The organism is Paenibacillus sp. FSL R5-0378, assembly GCF_038009285.1.
Lineage (GTDB): Bacteria > Bacillota > Bacilli > Paenibacillales > Paenibacillaceae > Paenibacillus_AQ > Paenibacillus_AQ favisporus.
Genome location: NZ_JBBPAY010000001.1, coordinates 1,416,604 through 1,439,182, shown reverse-complemented (window position 1 = coordinate 1,439,182; position 22,579 = coordinate 1,416,604). Strand labels below are relative to the sequence as shown.

Annotated in this window: 15 protein-coding genes; 2 read left to right on the top strand and 13 right to left on the bottom strand. The window is 54.4% G+C overall.

The window, feature by feature from the left end; translation table 11 throughout:
• Positions 1-10: 10 nt before the first annotated feature.
• The 12 genes from pcrA to uvrB form a co-directional block, all read right to left on the bottom strand.
• On the bottom strand, positions 11-2,338 hold the full coding sequence (gene pcrA / locus MKY74_RS06330; protein ID WP_076174500.1) for a DNA helicase PcrA: 2,328 nt from the start codon (positions 2,336-2,338) through the stop codon (positions 11-13).
• 162 nt (positions 2,339-2,500) lie between these two features.
• Positions 2,501-3,187 carry a heptaprenylglyceryl phosphate synthase gene (locus tag MKY74_RS06325; protein ID WP_084204120.1) on the bottom strand — a complete coding sequence of 229 codons (687 nt, stop codon included), beginning with the start codon at positions 3,185-3,187 and terminating at the stop codon, positions 2,501-2,503.
• A 195-nt stretch (positions 3,188-3,382) separates the two neighbouring features.
• The gene (locus MKY74_RS06320) at positions 3,383-4,255 is read right to left on the bottom strand and encodes a phosphatidylinositol-specific phospholipase C/glycerophosphodiester phosphodiesterase family protein (RefSeq protein ID WP_076174504.1); all 873 of its coding nucleotides are present in this window, start codon (positions 4,253-4,255) and stop codon (positions 3,383-3,385) included.
• 212 nt (positions 4,256-4,467) lie between these two features.
• On the bottom strand, positions 4,468-5,346 hold the full coding sequence (gene rfbD / locus MKY74_RS06315) for a dTDP-4-dehydrorhamnose reductase (RefSeq protein WP_076174506.1): 879 nt from the start codon (positions 5,344-5,346) through the stop codon (positions 4,468-4,470).
• Complete coding sequence (gene rfbB / locus MKY74_RS06310; RefSeq protein ID WP_076174508.1) at positions 5,343-6,371, bottom strand: dTDP-glucose 4,6-dehydratase; 1,029 nt, start codon at positions 6,369-6,371, stop codon at positions 5,343-5,345. Before rfbB ends, rfbD begins: the two co-directional genes overlap by 4 nt.
• Positions 6,372-6,394: 23 nt before the next feature.
• Entirely contained in the window at positions 6,395-6,940 is a 546-nt protein-coding gene (gene rfbC / locus MKY74_RS06305; protein WP_076174510.1) for a dTDP-4-dehydrorhamnose 3,5-epimerase, read from the bottom strand.
• 347 nt (positions 6,941-7,287) lie between these two features.
• Positions 7,288-9,801, bottom strand: a complete 2,514-nt coding sequence (locus MKY74_RS06300) for a U32 family peptidase (RefSeq protein WP_076174512.1) — start codon at positions 9,799-9,801, stop codon at positions 7,288-7,290.
• A 440-nt stretch (positions 9,802-10,241) separates the two neighbouring features.
• Positions 10,242-12,200, bottom strand: coding sequence for a copper amine oxidase N-terminal domain-containing protein (locus tag MKY74_RS06295; RefSeq protein WP_244169406.1), 1,959 nt, complete (start codon positions 12,198-12,200; stop codon positions 10,242-10,244).
• On the bottom strand, positions 12,200-13,354 hold the full coding sequence (locus MKY74_RS06290) for a S1C family serine protease (RefSeq protein WP_076174514.1): 1,155 nt from the start codon (positions 13,352-13,354) through the stop codon (positions 12,200-12,202). Before MKY74_RS06290 ends, MKY74_RS06295 begins: the two co-directional genes overlap by 1 nt.
• Before the next feature lie 237 nt (positions 13,355-13,591).
• Positions 13,592-13,801 carry a hypothetical protein gene (locus tag MKY74_RS06285; protein WP_076174517.1) on the bottom strand — a complete coding sequence of 70 codons (210 nt, stop codon included), beginning with the start codon at positions 13,799-13,801 and terminating at the stop codon, positions 13,592-13,594.
• Positions 13,802-14,434: 633 nt separating this feature from the next.
• Positions 14,435-17,296 carry an excinuclease ABC subunit UvrA gene (gene uvrA / locus MKY74_RS06280; protein WP_076174519.1) on the bottom strand — a complete coding sequence of 954 codons (2,862 nt, stop codon included), beginning with the start codon at positions 17,294-17,296 and terminating at the stop codon, positions 14,435-14,437.
• Positions 17,297-17,396: 100 nt separating this feature from the next.
• The gene (gene uvrB / locus MKY74_RS06275; RefSeq protein ID WP_076174521.1) at positions 17,397-19,388 is read right to left on the bottom strand and encodes an excinuclease ABC subunit UvrB; all 1,992 of its coding nucleotides are present in this window, start codon (positions 19,386-19,388) and stop codon (positions 17,397-17,399) included.
• A gap of 173 nt (positions 19,389-19,561) precedes the next feature.
• Between uvrB and MKY74_RS06270 the strand changes: the two genes are divergently transcribed.
• Together MKY74_RS06270 and MKY74_RS06265 are read left to right on the top strand one after the other, a co-directional pair.
• Positions 19,562-20,359: a flagellar motor protein gene (locus MKY74_RS06270; protein ID WP_076174523.1), complete on the top strand. Its 798-nt coding sequence runs from the start codon at positions 19,562-19,564 to the stop codon at positions 20,357-20,359.
• Positions 20,343-21,140 carry an OmpA/MotB family protein gene (locus MKY74_RS06265; protein WP_076174525.1) on the top strand — a complete coding sequence of 266 codons (798 nt, stop codon included), beginning with the start codon at positions 20,343-20,345 and terminating at the stop codon, positions 21,138-21,140. Before MKY74_RS06270 ends, MKY74_RS06265 begins: the two co-directional genes overlap by 17 nt.
• Positions 21,141-21,241: 101 nt before the next feature.
• Here MKY74_RS06265 and MKY74_RS06260 read toward each other — a convergent pair whose 3' ends face one another.
• Positions 21,242-22,540: a PDZ domain-containing protein gene (locus tag MKY74_RS06260; protein WP_076174527.1), complete on the bottom strand. Its 1,299-nt coding sequence runs from the start codon at positions 22,538-22,540 to the stop codon at positions 21,242-21,244.
• Between the last annotated feature and the right edge of the window lie 39 nt (positions 22,541-22,579).

Below are 22,579 nucleotides of genomic sequence, written 5' to 3'. Positions count from 1 at the left end.
ATTCATAATTTTAATTTTCCACTTTAGTGATCGGCGCAAACCCGGCCAAAAGGCGTTTCACGCCAACCGGCGCTGGAAAAGCGATCTGCAGCTCCGTATCGTTGCCGCTGCCTTTCACTGAAACGACCGTCCCGATGCCCCATTTGCCGTGGGAGACCTTGTCTCCCGCCTTCAGGGCGGTGAGGTCCGAGGTGCTGCTCGCCGCTGCCATTTTGGCCGGAGTGGAGGTAGTCACCGTCACCCGGCTCTCCCGGCCAACCGAAGTGGCCGTCGAACCGCTCTGCGAGGATGGGGCAGCACTTCTGCCGAAGTTGCTGCCTCCGCTGCCAAAACCTCTGCCGCCATAAGAACCGCCAATATTGCCTCCGCGGCGGTAGCGGTCACGGGCAACGACCGTATCTTCCTTCAGCTCTTCCGGGATCTCATCCAGGAAGCGGGAAGGCGGGTTCGCCGTCGTCCGGCCGAACAAGGTGCGCATCTGCGCGCAGGATAGGAACAGCTGCTGCTCCGCGCGGGTAATCCCGACGTAAGCCAGCCGGCGCTCCTCCTCCAGCTCCTCATTATCCTGGAAGGCCCGGCTGTGCGGGAATACGCCTTCTTCCATGCCGATGATAAACACCACCGGGAATTCCAGCCCCTTGGCGCTGTGCATCGTCATCAGGACAACTGCATCCGTGCGGTCCTCCTCGCTGTCGTTCATACTGTCGATGTCGGCGATGAGCGCCAAATCGGTCAGAAACGCCACCAGCGACTTATCTTCATTATTCTTCTCAAATTCCATCGTAACAGACAGGAACTCGTCGATATTTTCCAGGCGGGACCGGGATTCGATCGTATTCTCACGCTGCAGGTCGATCCGGTACTGGGTCATCTCCAGCATTTTCTCGGTCAGCTCAGTGACCGACAGATACTCCACCATCTGGTAAAGGGCCGAAATCATATCGTAGAACTCCACCAGTGCGTTGCGGGTCCGTCCGGCAAAGCCGAGATCGTCAACGAACTCCAGCACACGGAAGATGGACACTCCCCGCTCCGTCGCTGCGGCTGAAAGCTTCGCCACTGTCGTATCGCCGATACTCCGTTTAGGAACGTTAATGATCCGCGTCAAGCTGATATCGTCATCCGGATTGGAGAGCAGGCGCAGATAGGCCAGCATATCCTTGATCTCTTTGCGGTCGTAGAACTTGATGCCGCCGACGATTTGGTACGGAATGTCCGACTTGATCAAAATTTCCTCGATGACCCGGGACTGGGCGTTGGTCCGGTACAGGATGGCATGATCCTGGTACGACTTGCCCTGATTTACGTTCTTGCTGATTTCCGAGGTGACGAAATACCCTTCGTCATGCTCCGAGTCCGCCCGATACACTTTAATCTTCGCGCCTTCGCCTTTATCGGTCCACAGCTTCTTCGGTTTGCGGCCGGTGTTCTGTCCAATGACCTCGTTCGCTGCGTTCAAAATCGTCGCGGTGGAGCGGTAGTTCTGTTCGAGCAGAATGGTGCGCGCTTCCGGATAATCCTCTTCAAAATTCAAAATGTTGCTGATGTCCGCGCCGCGCCAGCGGTAAATGGACTGGTCGCTGTCACCCACAACGCAAATCCGGTGATGGCTGTCGGCCAGCATCCGGCACAGCATGTACTGCGCCCGGTTCGTATCCTGGTACTCGTCGACATGAATGTACTGGAACTTTTTCTGATAAAAATCCAGCACTTCCGGCACTTCCTTAAACAGCTGAATCGTAGCCATGATCAAATCGTCAAAGTCCAGCGAGTTGTTGGCCTTGAGCCGCTTCTGGTACATCGTGTACACCTTGGCGACCAGGCCTTCGAAATAGTCCCCCGCCTTCTGTTCATACTGCGCCGGCGTCACCAGTTCGTTCTTCGCCGTACTGATCACGGACTGGATCGCTTTCGGCTCGAATTTCTTCGTGTCGAGGTTCAGATCCTTCATGCAGTTGCGGATAACGGACAGCTGGTCTGTGGAGTCCAGAATGGAAAAGTTCGAGGTGAATCCGATGCGTTCAATATCTCTCCGCAAAATGCGGACGCACATCGAGTGGAACGTGGACACCCAAATGTCCCGGCCCTCATTGCCGACCAGCTTCGCTACCCGGTCCTGCATCTCGCGCGCGGCTTTGTTGGTAAACGTAATGGCCAGAATGCCCCAAGGCGGAGCTTTGCGGGTTGCGATCAGGTAAGCGATCCGGTGTGTGAGCACCCGGGTCTTGCCACTGCCCGCGCCGGCCATGATGAGCAGCGGGCCGTCCGTGGCTTCCACGGCTTGGCGCTGCTGCGGGTTCAGTCGTTGTATTGCCTGTTGTATATCAATAGGTTGCATGCGTGCATGCTCCTTCCTGCTATAGAAATTCACAAATAAGATAGGACATCATAAAAGCGGTATGCAGTGTGGCCCAACGGCCAGCATCTATTATACCGGTTAGCGGTGATATGCATTTGGGGATTAGAGGTAGTACCGAGAACGGTCTAAATCCACTTACTTTTATTCCTTAATAGCCTTAACCGTCAGCAGCGCCTGCTTCAAATCTTCGTAAACGGCGTTGCCGACGACGATGGTGTCGCAGACGTCAGCAGCCTGACGGGCCGAATCAGCATCCTTGATGCCTCCGCCATAGAACAGCTTGGCCCCGTTAAGCGAGCGGTGAATGTGACGCACGGTCTCCATGTCCCCGAACGTCCCGCTGTACTCCACATAGACAACCGGCAGAGACATCAGCTTGTCCGCGACCTGGGCATACGCCGCTGCTCCGGCCGCATCCAGCTGGGTCTGCGCACCGGTCAAGCGGGCAACCGTGGAATCAGCGTTCAGGACGATATAGCCTTCGGGAACGAGCAGCTCCCACGGGATCATGTATCCATACTCCTCTACCGCCCGCTGATGATGGCCAACGAGCCATGCCGAATCCGAAGCATTGAGCACCATGGGGATCATATACAGATCAAAACCCGGTACGATCGCCTCCAAGTCGGACACCTCCAGCACGCAGGGGACCTCATATCGCCTAATACGTGACAGCAGCTCTACGGTGTTATCAAACGTTACCCCGCTGGACCCGCCCACCATGACGGCGTCCGTACCGGACATGCACACCGCATCCAGCGCCTCATCGGCGATCCCCTTATCCGGGTCAAGCTTAAACACATGCCTCCATGGCATAATCATTTGCATCAAAGGGCATTCCTCCACGACAAATCTTCATAAATCTAGTCTATGTCAGCACCGGGTGAGTGTCAATTTGTGTTCGCATAAAATGCGAACATTTTTTCGCCAATCCGCCGTACACAAAAAAGAAGATATGCTCCGGGTAGAGAAGCATATCTTTCAAGTCATAAACGATTCATCAGGTGAACAATATGGATGTAATTACCACCCGAGCGCAACCAGCCAGCGGTTGTCCCCAAGCTCTTGCTCCGTTACAAAGTCGGAATACACGCCCGTAACCCCCATTCGCTGCAGCCTGCCAATTTCGGAAGGATCGTTAATCGTATTCACATAAGCCGTAATTCCCGCCTTCTTCAGCTTGGCCAGAAAATCCGGCTTCGCCCGGGATTCCGGGATCGTAACCGCCTCAATCGAATGGCTGGCAGCAAAATCGATGACTTCCTGATCCGTATCCTTGGTCGCATACAGCGTGTATATAATGGACGGAAACTCATAAATACCGTTCACCATGTCCAGCATCGGCTGATCGTAAATTTGCGGCACGACCCTTTTCAGCAGCGCGGGATCGCGTTTTTTCGCCGTATCTACGAGGATCTCCAGCTCTTTTTGCATATCCGCCGGCTCCTGCTCCTTCGTATCTGTCACGATATAAATATCGGGATAATGCTCCATCAGGTCCAAAATATCCGACCAATCCAGCGGCTCGTAGGTGCCGAGGATTTTGCTGTTCTTGAAGTCGCTGTAGGTCAGTCTTCCCGACTGCTTGTCCTTCGGAAGCTCACCCTTTTGCCCCAGCAGCTCGGTCATGTACTGCGTCCATTCGTGCCTGGCCACCAAATGGCCGTCCGCCGTCAGTAGCAGATCCACCTCGAATACACGGTTTCCTTTTTCGTAGTTGGCAATAAACGCCTCATAGGAATTCGTGTACGCATGCTCGCGGATCCCGCCCATCGCGTGGGAAATGACCCGGTAGTCGGTAAAATTGTTGTTGATGTCCTTGGAGCTTCCCTGGGGAACCCACATCATCAGGCCGGCCGCTACGACCAGCGCCAGCAATGCCACCCATTTCCTCATCGATATCACATCCTTTTCACCAGCGTAAGCGTGAGGGGAGCGTGTCTGATTCGTTGGGAGACGAAGAAAGAGATTCGTTAGTAGAGATTACCCGGACGGGAGGGGTGTCAAACGATGAGGGGGGTGGGGAAAGATGGGAATGCCCTATGGGAAAAGAAAAAAGCACCGCAGCAGCCGGTGCCAGATCGAACTTTTCATTATAGAGTTCTAATCTACTCTATTCCTTGATTTCTGGTAGATAGATCTTGAATAAAATCATGCAGTCCCTCCCGCCAATCCCTCAAATCAGTCAGCCCATTGGCCCGAATCGCCATGTGATCCATGACCGAATATGCAGGACGGGGAGCAGGACGGGGAAATTGAGCCGTTGTGCAGGGTTCAAGCCGGGCGGTCAGCTGGATTCCAGCTTTGCCCGCTTCGTCAAAAATAGCCCGGGTGAAGTCAAACCAGGTACACTGCCCCGCATTGGAGGCGTGATAAATCCCGTATTTCTCCGTTTGGACGAGTTCATGCAGAAAGCGGGACAAATCTACTGTGAACGTAGGAGAACCCAGCTGGTCGTTGACGACCTGCAGCACGGGTTTTTCTTGACCGAGGCGCAGCATCGTTTTGACGAAATTGGCTCCATGCGCACCATATACCCAAGAGGTGCGGACAATGAAGTACCTGGTAGACAGGCTCTGCACGAATTGCTCACCAGCCCGTTTGGTTTTGCCGTAGACGCTTTGGGGATCAGTCTCGTCATATTCCCGGTAAGGAACAGAAGACCTTCCGTTAAAAACATAATCCGTGCTGATGTATACCAGCTTGGCTCCGCAGTTCTCCGCTGCCGTCGTCATATTCCTGGTGCCGATCGCATTAACCCGGTAAGCCCCGTCAATGTCCGTTTCTGCCGCATCCACGGCCGTGTAGGCCGCGCAGTGGACAATCGTGTCCGGCCCAAAATCATTAACGGCCTGCTGGCACGCATCCCAACGAGTAATATCGAGCATGGAGCGCCCGCAGCCCAGAACCTGATGCCCCGCTTGCTGAAACAAGGCGGTCACATCCCGGCCAAGCTGTCCTTCGGCTCCTGTCACAAGGACTTTCATAAGCTGTCCCCCAAACGCGAACCGTACTGCTTCTTGTAATAATCCTGATACTCACCGGACTGAATTCGCGCCCACCAATCTTTATGATCCAGATACCACTGAATCGTCTCCTTGATGCCGGATTCAAAATCGTACTTCGGCTCCCAACCGAGTTCCCTCGTTATTTTGGCAGGATCGATTCCGTAACGGCGGTCATGCCCCGGCCGGTCCTGAACATGCGTAATTAATGACTCCGGTTTACCCAGTTCCTCCAATATCGTTCTGACGATATGAAGGTTCGTCCGCTCATTGTTGCCGCCAATGTTATACACCTCGCCCGGCTTGCCCTGATGGATGACAAGGTCGATGGCAGAGCAGTGGTCTTCGACGTACAGCCAGTCCCGGATATTCAACCCGTCGCCGTAAACAGGCAGCGGCTGCTCGTTGAGGGCGCGGGAAATCATGAGCGGGATCAGCTTTTCCGGAAACTGATACGGACCGTAATTGTTGGAACAGCGGGTGATATTTACGGGCAGTCCAAATGTTTCATAATAGGCCCGGACCATGAGATCTCCTCCGGCTTTGCTCGCGGAGTAAGGACTGTTTGGAGCCAGCGGTGTTTCTTCCGTAAAAAGTCCCGTATCTCCCAGCGTACCGTATACCTCATCGGTGGATACCTGAACGAATTTGGTCACCCCATGCTTCCGGGCTGCATCAAGCAGCACCTGCGTCCCCAGCACATTCGTCTTCACGAAAATATCCGGTTCCAGAATGCTCCGGTCTACATGGGATTCAGCCGCAAAGTTGACGACGATATCGATCCCTTGCTGAAACCATGATTCCACAGCCTCCGCATCGGTAATGTTGGTCGCCGTAAATGTGTAATGGGGATGATTCTGGATGGAGCTGAGGTTTTCGAGGTTGCCGGCATACGTCAGTGCATCCATATTGACGATTTCCAATTCAGGATACTTTTGCAGCATGTATATAATAAAATTACTTCCGATAAACCCCGCTCCGCCGGTAACGAGCATTTTCCTTCCCATCGTTTGATCCCTCCTGGTCGTAATCAAAAGTTAAGCTCCGCATCCTTCAGCAGAGGATGGCGCTGATCTTTATCCGACAGGATCGGACTGGAGACCGGCCAGTCGATGCCAAGCGCAGGGTCGTTCCACAAGATGCCCCGGTCATGTTCAGGAGAATAATATTCATCTACCTTATACAGAACCTGCGTACCCGGAACCAGCGTGCAGAATCCGTGGGCGAACCCTTTGGGGACAAGCAGCTGCCGCTTGTTATACTCACTAAGAATCACGCCGGTCCACTCTCCAAACGTCGCTGAATCCCGCCGGACATCCACAATCACATCATAAATCGCACCGCTCAGAACGCGGACCAGCTTGGTCTGGGCTTTGGGGTTCAATTGATAATGAAGGCCGCGGATGACGCCCGCCTCTGCGGAGAGCGATTGATTATCCTGAACGAATGTGTGCGTAATCCCCTGCTGGCGCAGTACAGCCTCGTTATACCCCTCCATAAAAAAACCCCGGTTGTCACCATGAACAACAGGTTCAATCCATACGGCATCTGCCAATCGTAATTGATTCACTTTCACACGGTAGGCCCCCTAATGGTAGTCTTGTAATTAACCAAAATCGAATTCATTCTTATTAATATATGATGCTACCAAACCGTAGGGTGATCTATTGGTCCGCCCTTTTTAAGTCATAAATCATCTTAGGGGAAACTGTTTCAATTGAGTGGGGCCAGAGAGGTTTAGGGGAGAATCGAATAAGCTGTAGTAACACTTCTAAATTCCATATATATACAATACACCATACATCCAGCACGAGGAAATGAATATTTTAGAGATAAAAAAACAAGCCATTATCATAAGTATTAGCACATAAAAAAGGCAGAATCCGCACGACATGGCGGGATTCTGCCTTCATTTATTTTTTCTTACTTCACCAGCTGTCCACGAGTTACCCCCAGCTGATTCGTCGCCTTCAGCGTCTTCCACACCTGCGTGCCGCTGATTTCGCCGCGCAGAGCACGGTTGTACAGGTCGATGACCTCGTGCACCTGTTCAGGCGTTTCCTCCAGGAACTCGACGCGGTAGGTCGAGACGCCGAGGTCCATGAAGTTCGTCAGGTACTCGGCACCGGACTGCTCGATGGCGTTGTAGACCGTGTTGCGGCAGCCCTCGTCCACGCGGACCGGATGAGACATGCCGATGCGGTCCTGCAGGGACGCCCGGTGAGATTCGCACGGACGGCCGCAGTTCGTGAAGTCGGTGCCTTCGCTCAAGAAGGTACAGTATACGCAGTGCTCCGTATGGAACATCGGCAGATGCTGGTGGATGACGATCTCCATCTGCGACGTTTTGGAGCGCTCCAGCAGATCGACCATCTGCTGGATGTTCAGGTCGTAAGACGGCGTGACCAGGTCACAGCCGGCTTCGAGGAACAGATCCACCGCTTTGTGGTTGGCGATGTTCAGCGAGAAATCGCCAATCAGCTGCGGATGATCGGCATCCGGGTTTTCCATCCGGTGGCGCAGGTAGAAATACAGCGCCCCGGTGTTGCGCACAAGCACGGCGTCCGGCTTGAGGCGCAGGATGTTTTTGTGGTAGCCGTTCTCGTTCGGCATATGAATGCGCGGCGTCGCCAGCGCGATCCGCTTGCCGGCGGCATGAACGGCTTCCACCGCTGCCGGGAACTGCTTGATGAACTCGAAGTCGGCGTATATCATCTCTACGCCGGCTTCGAGCGCAGCCTCCACCTGCGGGAGGCTGCGGCACAGCGCGGTGAGCTTCGCCTCACCGCGGGCCACCGGCGATGCGCTGCGCGTGGCATCGCCATACACGGTCGCCGCCCGTTTCACGTACACGGGCGGCTTCGGGCGCTCGCCTGCGAGCAGCTCCACCGCCCGGCGGCGGATATTGTTCAGCTCGCGCATCGGCACGATGACGTCGCCCTGCAGGTCGACGTCCAGCTTCTCGAGCTGGTAGACGGTACCGCCCAGGCGGCCGAACTGCTCTTCGAGCAGAGCGTAATCCATCGGCCGCTTCTTGGCGATTTCCAGCTCCATCTCCGAGTCCACCTGCACCGTTGTGCCCTTCTGCACGTCGGTCCAGACGGTCGTCAGGAGACCGCCGGCATGGCCTACAGCCTTCACATGTACCGGGAACACCCGGTATGGCTTCTCCGTCTCGAACGTTTGGCGCAGGCGCTTGTCGAGCGCCGGATCGTTTGTTTTCCAGATACGGTCGCCGACATGCAGCTTACGCAGGTCCACGTCGCTCCGGCCCGGGACGATGTCCACGATCCAACCTTCGCCGGCTTCCCCGTCAACCTTGACGCCTTTGCGGCGCAGGTCGTAAATCCGTCCGCCCTCTTCCTGCTTGGTCGGGTCGCCGGCATCGAACACGATGCCGTCCCCGCGCTTCAGCGGAGCTTCGATCTTGCAGACGACGCCGTCGCGCAGGATCTTTTCGACCCGGCCGACGTACACGCCGCGGCTTTTCGGGAACGTGCCGTCGACCAGCTTTTTATTGTTCGTGCCTTCGAGGAATCCATGCGTAAAGCCGCGCGAAAAGCTCTGCTGCAGCTCGCGCATTTCCTCTTCGCTCGGCGGCGTATTGTCGCCGTCAAAGTAACGGTCGATCGCCTTCCGGTACTTGCTGACCACGTTGGCCACGTACTCGGGGCTCTTCAGGCGCCCTTCGATTTTAAAGGACGTGACCCCCGCCTCGATCAGCTCCGGCATCAAATCGATAGCCGCCAAATCTTTTGGTGACAGCAGATAAGCCACATCGCCCATCGGCTTCTGCTCGCCGTCCACGATCAGGTCGTACGGCAAGCGGCAGGCCTGCGCGCATTCGCCGCGGTTGGCCGAGCGGCCGCCCCACATTTCCGACGTCAGGCACTGACCGGAATAGGAAACGCACAGGGCGCCATGAACGAACACTTCCATCGGAAGTTTCGCCTGTTCTCCGATTTTTTGAATCTGCTTCAGGTTGTTCTCGCGCCCAAGCACGACACGCTCCATGCCCCACGGCTTGGTGAATTCCACCGCTTCCGGCGAAGTGATCGTCATCTGGGTCGAGCCGTGAATCGGGAAGTCCGGGGAAATTTCCCGGATCAGCTTCACCAGCCCCAAATCCTGCACAATCACAGCATCCACGCCCGCATCGATACAGGCGTCGATCAGTTCCTTGGCATCCTCCAGCTCGTTTTCAAACACCAAAATGTTAAACGTCAAAAAGCCCTTCACACCATAGCTGTGAAGAAACGACATGATCTCCGGCAGCTCCGCCATCCGGAAGTTGTTCGCCCGGGCACGGGCGTTAAACTTTTCCACGCCGAAAAAGATCGCATCCGCTCCGTTGGCCACCGCCGCACGCATGCAGTCCCAGTCGCCGGCCGGCGCCAGAAGCTCCACGTCTTCCCTTCTTAATGCTTGTTTGTTCATCTATATCCTCCCAAACCGGTCCTGCCGGTTCAAATTCTAGAATTCTCGTACTCATTGCTGACCAAACGAAAAGAATCACCAGCACAACTTCTGCTTTAACTTATCTAGTGTACCAGACATCTTCCGATCCTTCTACTATCCCCACGAATTATCTCGATTCCCATAGGAAGGCAGCAAATTCCGCATTTGCATACTATCAGGTTATCCGCGTTTGGTAGGGTGCAAACCACGATTATGGACCAGCGTGTCTTACATGATGTGAAAAACTCCATATGCAGCAAAACCGAAGCACCTCTAAGACGTTTCCACAGACGCCCGGCACAGCACAAGCAATTAGACCATCTACATCCTCTAACGCATCCCTCATCAAGCCGGCACAACAAAAAACCGGAACAGCCTTTGGCTATACCGGTTCCTGGTCAAACTTATTTTCTGCTCCCTTATTCGGCAGCCGCGGTTGTCTTGACATCATCTTTTTTCGTGAACGTAAAAGAATTCAGCGTCTCATCCAGCGTCTTCTTCTGAATATCCGTGGCGTTGGCGTCATTCAGGGACGCGGACAGCGTATATACCGTGCCGTTATGCTGCACAACGATTTGGCGCGCGCTGTACGGAATGCCGTCCTTCACCTGATGAATGGAAAAGACGACAGCCGGCTCGCCGGCAAAGGTCGTGTTCTCTACCTTTTCCAGCTTCAGATCTTTCTGATACTTCACGGCTTCATTGTAGAACGCCTTCAGTTGGCTTACAGCCTCTTCAAAGGAGCTATCCTTCTCGGCCGTGATCATCATGCGTCCGCCCACGAACTGATACTCCACCGGCGACAGCTCAAACTGGTCGCGATTTGCGCTCCAGTACTGCGGAATACGAATTTGGTACTGATAGGTTTTGGACGTTTTGGTCGTTCTCTTGGATTTATCGATCAGGAACGTATTCTCTTCCATACTCCCGAAGGATTCCGGCACGACGGTAAAATCAATGTTGATCCCGTTCATCAAATCCTTGAACTTGGCCACATCCGCCGGCTGGTCTTCCGGAGCTGCATATTCCACATAATAGCGGTAACCGTCCTTCAAAATCATCACTTCATATTCACGGATCCAGCCGTCACCGTAGTTATACCTGGCTTCGTTCACCAGCGCCTGTTCCCCGGATACCTCCAGCGGGTAAGTATTGACGACCTCATACGAAGTTTTGACGAAGGATTCCTCCAGCCATTTCTTCATCTGTCCGCCCCACTGTTCAAGCGAGTCGCCTTTGGGTCCAGTGGACACGTTCAACTTCAAGTAGCTGCCGTCCTTGCTTTCATAATACATGTCCGCATTGTCCATGCTCCAGGCAGCCGGGATGTCTAAAGCAATGCCGTAGTCCTCGTTATACACGCCGCGCATGCCATTTTTGACAGTCGACAGATCCTTCACGGTTTTGTCCGCCGGATTAAAGCTTGTATCAAAAGAGTTCAGCAGCCCGGCATATTTATTCAGGTCCTTGTAGTTGGACGCCTGCAGATCAGCAAAATACAGCTCGTACAGACGATTATGGCTCGAATACATCCGGCATTCCCAGAAGGTTCCGTCCCCGTCCTTGGTCACAATACGGGCATACGGCACCTTTGCTTTCGGGAAGGTCCCCCGGTCCACTACCATCTCGCCGCCTTTTTTGGCGTCCTCCACCAGCCGATCCAGCAAATCATCGGTGCTTAGATCCGCATCCTCATCGGAAGCGTGGACTTCAATGTAGTACTTCTCCTCTGCATCGTTAAAAGACGCGATACTCTCGGTCTCATCGCCGCTGCCGACGATCAGGCCGCTCGGATAATTCATCGTCCAGCCGTAGTAGCTGTTGCCGATCTTCGTCTTGCCTACATCCGAATCGATCCCCGGATCTTGCGGACTGGCATCATCCTCCGAAGGTTTCAGGCTGATCACCCATTCCCCCGCCGACCCTGTATTCATTTGCGCTCCGATGCCTTGCGCCACCACACGAAGCGGAACCATCAGGGTGCCGTTCATCATGGACGGGGCAGCCTCCAGCTTCACTTTACGTCCGTCCACCCAGGCCAGATGGCTGTCGATCGTTAAGCTGATCTGATGAGGGCCGTATCCGATTTTGACCACATTGTTTTTTTCCAATTTCACTTCGCTGCCGAACGCTTTGCTGAACACGCCCAGCGGAACCATCACGGTTCCATTTTTCTTGAACGGCTTCAAAATTTGTACCGTCTGCCCGTTAATCACCGCCGCGGTGCTTCCCGTCTTGAGCTGCAATGTCAGCTTGTCCGAGCTGCTGTCCGCCCACGCGGGCAGTGCGGCTGCCAGCATGATGATGCCGGCCAGTGCCGCCGATCCGATGTTACGCAATGCGCTTCCCTTCATCCGTGACTGTCCCTTCTTCCCCATTAAAATTCCTCTCCCGGTCCGCTCTCGTCATTGTAGGCATCACCATCGGCGCCCGCCTGCGACAGAACCAGCTTCCGCTCCACGATATCCCCGCCGCTCTGCATAAGCAGCTTAACCGTTTGCCCCGGTAAAAAGGACTTAAACATTTCGTTGATGTCCACGACCGAGGTCACCCGCTTGCCGTTAATGCTGTAGAGTACGTCGTCCTCCTGAATGCCGGCTTTTTTGGCCTGATCCGAAAAGACCTTCGTTACGGTTAACGGATCGTCCGTTGGCAGTCCGACAATGGCAGACCAGCTCTCTTCCATGTTGAAGCCGAGGCTTGGGCGCTTCACTTCCCCATACTTGAACAGTTGTCCCATCACGTACTGTACCGTATCTGAAGGGATGGAAAAGCCCATATTTTCCACGCCGACGGCTGCGAACTTCAGGCTGTTGATCCCGATCACCTCGCCTCGCATATTAACGAGCGGCCCCCCGCTGTTGCCCGGGTTAATTGCCGTATCGCTTTGGATCAGCCGGTAAAAAGCGTTCACGCCCCGGTTCAGACCGCTGACAACGCCCACCGTCGCTGAATTGCGCAGGGAAAAAGAGATCGGCGTACCGATCGCAATGACCTTCTCCCCTACCTGCGCAGTTTGTGCGGACTTGGCAAAGACCGCAGGTACTAAAGATTTGGCATTGATTTTGATTAAGGCAATATCACTTGTTTCGTCTATGTATGAATCTACAATGCTATACGATTTGCCGTCGGATGTGACGACCAGCGTACCTTCCAGTCCGTTCACCACATGCGCGTTGGTAACGATCCAACCGTTGGACTTCACGATGACTCCTGTACCGTGCGCCAAATTGTAGCGGTTGGTCGCGCCTCCCGTCAGCGTCGTATCCGTCGAGCGGCCGATAATCCCTACAACCGAAGGCGATATGTCTTTGACGATTTGCGGGACCGGATCCGCTGCCACCTGGACGTTGACCTTCTTTGCTGTAGATGCGCTTGATGCTGCTGTTTTTGCCTTCTGCGCAGCTTGTCCCGCCTTGGATGCCGCTGTGGCCGTTTTGCCTGTGCTCTGTGCCTCGGCCGCCGCGCTTCCACTGACGAGCACGATCGTGCTGAGCAGCGTAATGACCCACTTTTTCCCCGTCGGTTTCATTCCCTCACCTGACCTTATCTTTATCTTGATCTGCAGATCTCCGGAGTCTATCCTTTCCCCTGAATCATAGCCTCAATGTATCACACAAACCGGGCGTGTACAATTGCTGGAAGCCCTATATTTAATAGGAAATTTCCACAGCCAGAATCCCAATGGCTTAAACAAAAAAAGACCCCTTGTCCGCCGGTTAGCGAAAGGTGTCTTCATTCGTCGCAATTTCGTTGGAGTTGTATCCGATTAGCTCATCCAGTTCTGGATCATCGCAAAGTCGGACGCTAAAAAGACCAGCAAGCAAATCACGCTGAATCCGATTGCAAATTTGTTCTTAACCGGTTGCTTCACCAGACGGATAATCCCGATCAGGATCAAAATCGTAAACAGGATCATGAATACGTCAAACGTATTGAATTTGGATGCAGCCGATGCAGCAGCTTCTGCAAGCAACATGGTTGGACCTCCTCTTGTGGCTTCGCTCAATTTACATATCTCTCTACATGTTATCGTTCTGGGCGATGAGATGCAAGGCTTCGGATGTAAAAAATTGAAATTGTCATAAAATCGCCTTTTTCTGGTAATTGAGGCTCGTTGCCTCCGATCAATTACCATGTGCATGTGTAGAAACCTAATCATTAATATTATTCCCCCGGTTGGCTTCAATTTATGAAAAATGGCGCTTATTTCCGGAACTGCCCTTCATCCAACTCTGTTACTTGGATATCGGGAAGGCGGAAATTTCTTACGGTATAAATTGAATTGGATGATGGGGCAAGTACGTAAAATGTCCCTACGATCCCTCTTGTTTTCGGATTTCTTGATTTTATGGAACCCACGTAAGGTAGAAATCCGAAAGCCAAATGTGACCGCTTCGCTTCTTCGGAATCATTTTACTCCCTTGCTTACATCTTATTCTTTGGTTCAACTTACACAGAATCTCCAGAGCATATACCTTCTTCATTACAAAAAAAATCATGCCTCCCCCGCCTGACGGCGGAATGGAGACATGATCTGGTCTATATCCTTATTTCGCGTAATCGTTCCATACCAAGCTCTGATTACGGCATTGGTACAAGCTGGTCGCTATTAGCTCGTCACCTTCAAAGCTTCGCTGCGCGCCGTGTCGCGCTCCAGGACCGGCTTCAAGTACTTGCCTGTGTACGACTGCTCCACCTTCACGATTTGCTCCGGCGTACCGGAGGCAATGATCGTTCCGCCACCGCTGCCGCCTTCAGGCCCCAGGTCGATAATGTGGTCGGCCGTCTTGATGACGTCCAGGTTGTGCTCAATGACGAGCACGGATTCCCCGGAATCGACCAGACGGTGAAGCACAGTCAGCAGACGGTCGATATCGTCGACATGCAGACCGGTTGTCGGCTCATCCAGAATGTAGAGTGTCTTGCCGGTGCTGCGCCGGTACAGCTCGGAGGCCAGCTTCACACGCTGCGCCTCGCCGCCAGACAGCGTCGTGGCCGGTTGTCCCAAGGTGACATAGCCCAGGCCCACGTCGAGCAGCGTCTGTAGCTTCCGGTGGATCTTCGGAATGTTTTTGAAAAACTCCGTCGCGTCCTCTACCGTCATTTCAAGCACGTCGGCAATGCTCTTTTCCTTATACTTAACCTCCAGCGTTTCCCGGTTATAGCGTTTGCCTTTGCAGACTTCGCACGGCACGTAGACGTCCGGCAGGAAGTGCATCTCGATCTTGATGATGCCGTCCCCGCGGCAGGCTTCGCATCGTCCGCCCTTCACGTTAAAGCTGAAGCGTCCCTTTTTATAACCGCGGATTTTGGCCTCGTTCGTCTGTGCATAAATATCACGGATATCATCAAACACACCGGTGTAGGTTGCCGGATTGGAACGCGGCGTGCGGCCGATCGGCGACTGGTCGATGTCGATGACCTTCTCCAGATGCTCGAGTCCGCGGATTTCCTTGTGCTGTCCGGGTCTGACCTTGACCGCCTTGTTGAGCTCCCTGGCAAGCGTTTTGTACAGAATCTCATTCACAAGCGTCGATTTGCCCGAACCGGAAACCCCTGTTACTGCCGTGAAGACACCCACAGGAATTTTGGCATTGATGTTCTTCAAGTTGTTCTCTTTCGCTCCGCGGATCTCCAGCCAGCGGTTATCCGGCTTACGGCGTTCCGTATTGACCGGGATGAACTTGCGTCCGCTCAGGTATTGGCCGGTCAAGGAATTCGGATCCTTCATGATTTCCTCCGGCGTGCCTTGAGCGATGACACGACCGCCGTGAATGCCCGCACCCGGACCGATATCGATGATATAGTCGGCGGCCATCATCGTGTCCTCGTCATGCTCTACGACGATGAGCGTATTGCCGATGTCCCGCATATGCTCCAGCGTAGAAATCAACCGATCGTTGTCCCGCTGGTGCAGACCGATGCTCGGCTCATCGAGAATGTAGAGCACGCCCATCAGGCTGGAGCCAATCTGCGTAGCCAGGCGGATCCGCTGGGCCTCTCCCCCGGAGAGTGTGCCCGCGGCCCGGCTCAGCGTCAGGTAATCGAGCCCGACATTCACGAGGAATCCGAGACGCGCGTTAATTTCCTTCAGGATCAAGTTCGCAATCGAGCGTTCCTTCTCGGACAGCTCGAGCTGATCAAACAGCTTCATCGCTTCGCCGATGGACAGGCTCGTCACATGCGCCATGTTGTAGTCATTGACGGTTACGGCAAGCACTTCTTTCTTCAAACGGTGACCCTTGCAGACTTCGCACGGCTTCGCGCTCATGAAGTTTTCGATAAATTCGCGGATGCCTTCGGAAGCCGTTTCACGGTAGCGGCGCTCCAGATTGGGAATGACGCCCTCAAACACCACAAACGCTTCTTTCCGCTGTCCGAAGTCATTTTCGTAACGGAAGCGGACCTTCTGGTTTCCCGTTCCATACAACAGCTTGTTCATATCTTCTTCCTTCAGCTGGCTGACCGGAACATTCTGAGGAATGTTATAATGCTCACATACCGATTTCAAAAATTGCGGATAATAGTTGGACGTACTGCCTGTCCACGCCAGAAAAGCGCCGTCATCGATCGATTTCTCCCGGTCCGGAATCAGCAGCTCAGGGTCGACGATCATCTTCACGCCAAGTCCATCGCATTCCGGACAGGCCCCGAACGGACTGTTAAACGAGAACATCCGCGGGGACAGCTCCTCAATGCTGAATCCGCAGATCGGGCAGGCGAAATTGGAGCTGAAACGCAGCTCTTCCTGGCCCATAATATCGACCAGCAGCTGGCCTCCGGACAGCTTCAGAGCCGTCTCGATAGAGTCCGCCAGACGCGCTTCCACGCCTTCCTTAACGACGATCCGGTCGACAACGACCTCGATCGAGTGCTTTTTGTTTTTCTCCAGTTCGATATTTTCGGAAAGATCGCGAAGCTCGCCGTCTACCCGTACGCGTACGAAGCCCTGCTTGGCCACGTCGGTAAACAAAGACTTGTGCTCACCCTTCCGGCCGGAAATCATCGGTGCCAGCAGCTGCAGACGCGTCTTCTCCGGATACTGCATAATCCGGTCGACCATCTGCTCCACAGTCTGGGACGTGATTTCAATGCCGTGCTCCGGACAGTGGGGATGGCCCACACGGGCAAAAAGCAGCCGCAGGTAATCGTAAATCTCGGTTACCGTTCCGACGGTAGAGCGCGGGTTGCGGCTCGTCGTCTTCTGGTCAATCGATATGGCCGGAGACAGCCCGTCGATCGAGTCGACGTCCGGCTTCTCCATCTGTCCCAAAAACTGCCGCGCATACGCAGACAGTGACTCTACATAACGGCGCTGCCCTTCGGCATAAATCGTGTCAAACGCCAGGGAAGACTTGCCCGAACCGCTCAGTCCGGTTAAAACGACGAATTTATCACGGGGAATCGTGATATCTATATTCTTCAGATTGTGGGCCCTGGCACCCTTAATGACGATATTCTCGCTGGCCAATGGTCGCTCATCTCCTTTGAAAGGATCTATTTATGGGATTTATCCACAAAGAGAACGACCAGTACAAGCGGCCGTTCCCTTATCATATCCTTGTTCTTGTTTATTCCGCCTTCAGTTCCAGCAGGGCGTCACGCAGCTCGGCGGCGCGCTCGAACTGCAGGTTCTTCGCGGCTTCTTTCATTTCCGCTTCCAGACGCTGGATCACCGACTGGCGCTCCTTCTTCGACATCTTGCCGCCGGTTCCGGTCAGATACTCTGCCTTCGACTCGGCCACTTTTGTCGCCTCGATGACGTCGCGGACCTTCTTGCGAATCGTTTGCGGCGTGATTCCGTGCTGCTCGTTATAGGCGATCTGCATGGTGCGGCGGCGCTGGGTTTCCTTAATCGCTTTGTCCATCGACTCCGTAACGTTGTCGCCATACATCAGAACAAAGCCCTCAGAGTTCCGGGCCGCGCGGCCGATCGTCTGAATGAGCGACCGTTCCGAACGGAGGAAGCCTTCCTTGTCAGCATCCAGGATTGCAACCAGCGATACTTCCGGAAGGTCAAGGCCCTCCCTCAGCAGGTTGATACCAATCAGCACATGGAACGTGCCCAAACGCAGGTCGCGCAGTATCGCCATCCGCTCCAAGGTCTTGATATCGGAATGCAGGTACCTGACCTTGATTCCGATCTCCTTCAGATAGTCGGTCAAATCCTCGGCCATCTTCTTGGTCAGCGTCGTCACGAGGACCCGCTCGTCGCGGTCGATCCGCTCCCGGATCTCCCCGATCAGATCGTCGATCTGCCCTTCGGTCGGCCGGACTTCGATCACCGGATCCAGCAGTCCCGTCGGCCGAATGATCTGCTCGACCATCGTATCGCAGTGTTCGATCTCATAAGGCCCCGGCGTCGCCGATACGTAAATGATCTGGTTTACTTTATTCTCGAACTCTTCGAACGTCAGCGGCCGGTTGTCCAGCGCCGACGGCAAACGGAATCCGTGTTCCACCAGCACCGTCTTGCGCGCCCGGTCCCCGTTGTACATTGCCCGAATCTGCGGCAGTGTCACGTGGGATTCGTCGACCACAATCAGCATATCGTCCGGAAAATAGTCCAGCAGCGTATACGGAGTAGCCCCACGCTCCCGGAACGTCAGCGGTCCGGAATAGTTCTCGATCCCCGAACAGAAACCGACTTCCTTCATCATTTCAATGTCATAGCGCGTGCGCTGTTCCAGGCGCTGCGCTTCAAGCAGCTTGCCTTGGGAACGCAGCTCCTCGAGCCGCTCCTCCAGCTCCCGCTCAATATTGACCAGAGCGACTCGCATCGTTTCTTCCTTCGTTACGAAGTGAGACGCCGGGAAAATCGCAATATGATCGCGTTCACCGATCAGCTCGCCGGTCAGGACGTCGATCTCCGTAATCCGTTCGATCTCGTCCCCGAACAGCTCCACGCGGACCGCCTGCTCCCCTTTGGAAGCCGGGAAGATCTCAATGACATCACCGCGCACGCGGAACGTCCCCCGCACGAAGTTAATATCGTTGCGCTGATATTGGATGTCCACCAGGCGCGACAAAATCTGATTGCGCGGCTTCTCCATGCCTACGCGCAGCGACAGCAGCATGCTGGAGTATTCCATCGGCGAACCCAAGCCGTAAATACACGAGACGCTCGCCACGATAATAACGTCCCGCCGCTCGAACAGCGAGCTGGTCGCGGAGTGGCGCAGCTTATCGATCTCCTCGTTGATGCTCGAATCTTTCTCAATATACGTATCCGAAGAAGGGATGTATGCTTCCGGTTGATAGTAATCATAGTAACTCACAAAGTAATCGACGGAGTTGTTCGGAAAAAACTCCTTAAATTCGCTCGCCAGCTGGGCGGCAAGCGTCTTGTTATGCGCGATGACCAGCGTCGGCCGCTGCACCTTGGCGATGGTCTGCGCAATGGTAAAGGTCTTGCCGGTACCGGTCGCACCGAGCAGCGTCTGATGCTTCTTCCCCTGCTTCAGGCCTTCCACCAGCTCGGTAATGGCCTTCGGCTGGTCGCCCTGCGGTGTGTATTCCGACTCAAGCTCAAACGTCTTGGTACTGACGACAATATCGCTCATTGCCCAACATCACCCTTATCATCTAAAATAGATATTCTAAACTATATGTCGAGATTTCCCGATATAAGCTATAGGAAATCATTGTTGAAATAAGAATATTTGTTCCCGTCCATTATACTCTGATCAAGTGCCGTATGCAAACCCTAACTCATGAACAGGAGTGATAGCACAACATGGAAATCACAACAATACTGGGCATCCTGGCGGGACTTGCCGCGCTGGTAGGTGGCTTTTTATGGGAAGGAGGTCAGATTAATGGATTAATGCAGGCAGCGGCCGCCCTGATCGTATTCGGGGGTACCATTGCCGCTGTCGTTGTCAGTTACCCGCTTCACCGGCTCAAGACGATTCCCAAAGCGCTGCGCTTTGCCTTCAGCAAACCGGCCGAGGATACGAACCAGCTGATCGAAGACTTGGTCGGCATGGCCACGGCGGCCCGACGCAACGGAGTGCTCTCCCTTGAAAGAATGGCGATGGACCATCACAACTCGTTCCTTCGCGAAGGCATTCAGCTGGTCGTCGACGGAACGGAAGAATCCCAGATCAAACAAATCATGGAGCTCGAAATGGACGCCGTAGAGCAAAAGCACGAAAACTACGCCAAAATATTCGAGTCCGCGGGCGGCTACGCCCCGACCATGGGTATCATCGGCACCGTTATGGGGCTGATCCATGTCCTCGGCAGCTTGTCCGAGCCGACCGATCTGGGGCCGTCGATCGCGGTTGCTTTTACCGCTACGTTATACGGCGTGGCGAGCGCCAATATTATCTTTTTACCCATTGCGTCGAAAATTAAGTCCCGCAGCGCCGATGAAATTCAGCAATTGGAACTTTTGATGCAGGGCATTCTGGCGATTCAGAACGGCGAGCACCCCAACATGGTGCGTAAAAAGCTCGTTTCCTTCACACCGGTGGACAGCTATCATGCCCCTGCCGTGAAGGAGGAATTCATCGATGAGACAGCGGAATAGACGACAGGGCCGGAGAAAAAGTGAAGGAGACGGCGGCCGGGACCGGTGGCTGATCACTTATGCGGACCTGATCACGCTGCTCCTGATCTTTTTCGTCATGATGTTCGCGATGAGCCGGCTGGACGTTGAGAAGTACGAGGCGATTACCCAATCCCTGCAGCATACGTTCAAAAGCGGCGATTCGATCCTCGAGAAGGGATCCGGCATCACCGGCCAGGCGGACAAAAATACGCATCGAAATCCCGACACGGCTAAAAAGCCGCAGAACAGCGGCTCTCAGGAACTGACCGAACGGGAACTTGCCTTCCGCAAGCAAGAGCAGGAGCTCCAGAACCTGATGCAGGTCATTTCACAGTATGTGAAGGATAACCGGCTGGAGGACCAGATATTTGTGGCGGACGAGCCTCAAGGCATCTCCATTACGCTGAGCGACCAATTTTTGTTCGATGTCGGCAAATCGGACCTAAAGCCCGGCTCAGCACCGGTGCTGGACAAGCTAGCAAGCCTGTTTAAGAACCTGAGCACGGTGATCAGCATTGAGGGTCACACCGACAATCTGCCGATCGTGCATGCTTCGAATTACAAAGACAATTGGGAGCTTTCCGGAGCGCGGGCGCTGTCGGTCCTGCGGTTTTTCATTGACCAGAAGCATCTGAACCCGGACGAATTCCAGTACGCCGGATACGGCGACACGCGTCCTGTCGGGGATAATGGCACCAAAGCCGGAAGGCAGAAAAACCGCCGGGTGGAGATCATCGTCCTCCGCCAGCTTCAGGAATAGTCCGTAACCTCCTGCTTCGCCGGTAAATCATCCGTTGGTCCTTTCATAAGACAAAAAAAGCGTGGAAGCTCTGAAGCTCCCACGCTTTTTGCGTTCTTGCCTTACATGTCGGCTTCCCGCGCATCATGCGATGCAGGGGTGGACGACTTGCTGCGGGCATGAATTTTCATGCCGATCAGCTGAAACAGATTGACCGGCTTCAGCACCAGCGCCACGCCGGCATCCGGGTCCGGAGCCAGAATAACGCCCAGCTGGTGATGATCCCCGTCGTAGATTGCCCGCTGCAGGAACTTGACTTCACCCTGCAGGTTTTGCACTTCCAGCTTGCAAAAGGCCGGGTTTTTGCGGATCGCCAGATGCAGCTGCTCTTTGGACCGGATCGCCATGCCGTTGACCTTCACAATCGATTCGCCGGCCGCAATGCCCAGCTCTTCGGCAGGGCTCCCGGGAATGACGGCCAGCACCTTCAGCCCCTGCACAGGATGGACAAACACCGGACTCCGGTGCTGCTCCTCATACCGGCTGTACCAGGCCAGCCCTTCATGAAGCACAAAGGCGATCAAGGCTGCCACAAGCGCGAGCGGGCTCCACCATGCCGACAGAATGCTGAAAGCCAGCAGAACGACGCCATAGATAAGGAGGCGTTTGAACGTCCGATCGGCCTTCACCTGCGGAAGCAGGCTCTGCGTCATTTCGCTGAAGCCGATCACTACCGGCAGCGCCATCATGCTGAAGCCGCTGCTCCATCCGTCTCCTCCAAATAAAGGCGTCCAAGGCAGAACGTTATCCGAAGCTCCCGGAATCAGCAGAAACAGAGGAATCGGCCAGAACACCTGCATCTGATAGCCTCCAACGAGCTTGCCTCGCTTCCCTTCAATAAAGAGCGGATTGGCGAAGGATGCTCCCTGCAGGCGAATAAGCAGCGCCTCGGCCAAGTGCAGCACCGCGACCAGGGCAAGCAGGGCAGGGATATCCAGACCCGCTACCGTATCCTTCACCGTTTTCAGGAACCCGTCCGGACTCCAGGAAAACAACCCCATAACAAACTGAATCACGCCCAGGATCCCGATGGCGTAGGCAAAGCATAAATACCTTACCCGGAACAGCAGCAGCACGATGGCTACCACCCAAATGCAGATGACCGCTTCCGTGGTCAGCGAAATTCCCAAAAACGCCGCTGCCACCGAGACGCCGATCCCGGCCAGCAGTCCTCCCCAAAAGGTTCGCCATGTCTGCAGCCCCCAGCTGTGCAGCCGGACGGAGAACAGCTTTCTCTCCAGCAGCACCTGCCTGCGGTACACAAGTGCCATCAAAATGATCGAAATATAATAAAACGGCTGCGTCAGCAGCTGTAACAAAGCATCCCCCAACTTCCACAGCAGTTCCAATGCGACATCCAATCCGTCACCACGCTCCTTTACCATGACATTTACGCATAT

Coding starts and splice junctions, on each gene's coding strand:
- MKY74_RS06290 (WP_076174514.1), bottom strand. CDS start 13,354: ATGAAACCGACGGGGAAAAAGTGGGTCATTACGCTGCTCAGCACGATC.
- pcrA (WP_076174500.1), bottom strand. CDS start 2,338: ATGCAACCTATTGATATACAACAGGCAATACAACGACTGAACCCGCAG.
- uvrB (WP_076174521.1), bottom strand. CDS start 19,388: ATGAGCGATATTGTCGTCAGTACCAAGACGTTTGAGCTTGAGTCGGAA.
- MKY74_RS06300 (WP_076174512.1), bottom strand. CDS start 9,801: ATGAACAAACAAGCATTAAGAAGGGAAGACGTGGAGCTTCTGGCGCCG.
- MKY74_RS06320 (WP_076174504.1), bottom strand. CDS start 4,255: ATGAGGAAATGGGTGGCATTGCTGGCGCTGGTCGTAGCGGCCGGCCTG.
- rfbD (WP_076174506.1), bottom strand. CDS start 5,346: ATGAAAGTCCTTGTGACAGGAGCCGAAGGACAGCTTGGCCGGGATGTG.
- MKY74_RS06325 (WP_084204120.1), bottom strand. CDS start 3,187: ATGCAAATGATTATGCCATGGAGGCATGTGTTTAAGCTTGACCCGGAT.
- MKY74_RS06295 (WP_244169406.1), bottom strand. CDS start 12,200: ATGGGGAAGAAGGGACAGTCACGGATGAAGGGAAGCGCATTGCGTAAC.
- rfbB (WP_076174508.1), bottom strand. CDS start 6,371: ATGGGAAGGAAAATGCTCGTTACCGGCGGAGCGGGGTTTATCGGAAGT.
- MKY74_RS06285 (WP_076174517.1), bottom strand. CDS start 13,801: ATGTTGCTTGCAGAAGCTGCTGCATCGGCTGCATCCAAATTCAATACG.
- MKY74_RS06265 (WP_076174525.1), top strand. CDS start 20,343: ATGAGACAGCGGAATAGACGACAGGGCCGGAGAAAAAGTGAAGGAGAC.
- MKY74_RS06270 (WP_076174523.1), top strand. CDS start 19,562: ATGGAAATCACAACAATACTGGGCATCCTGGCGGGACTTGCCGCGCTG.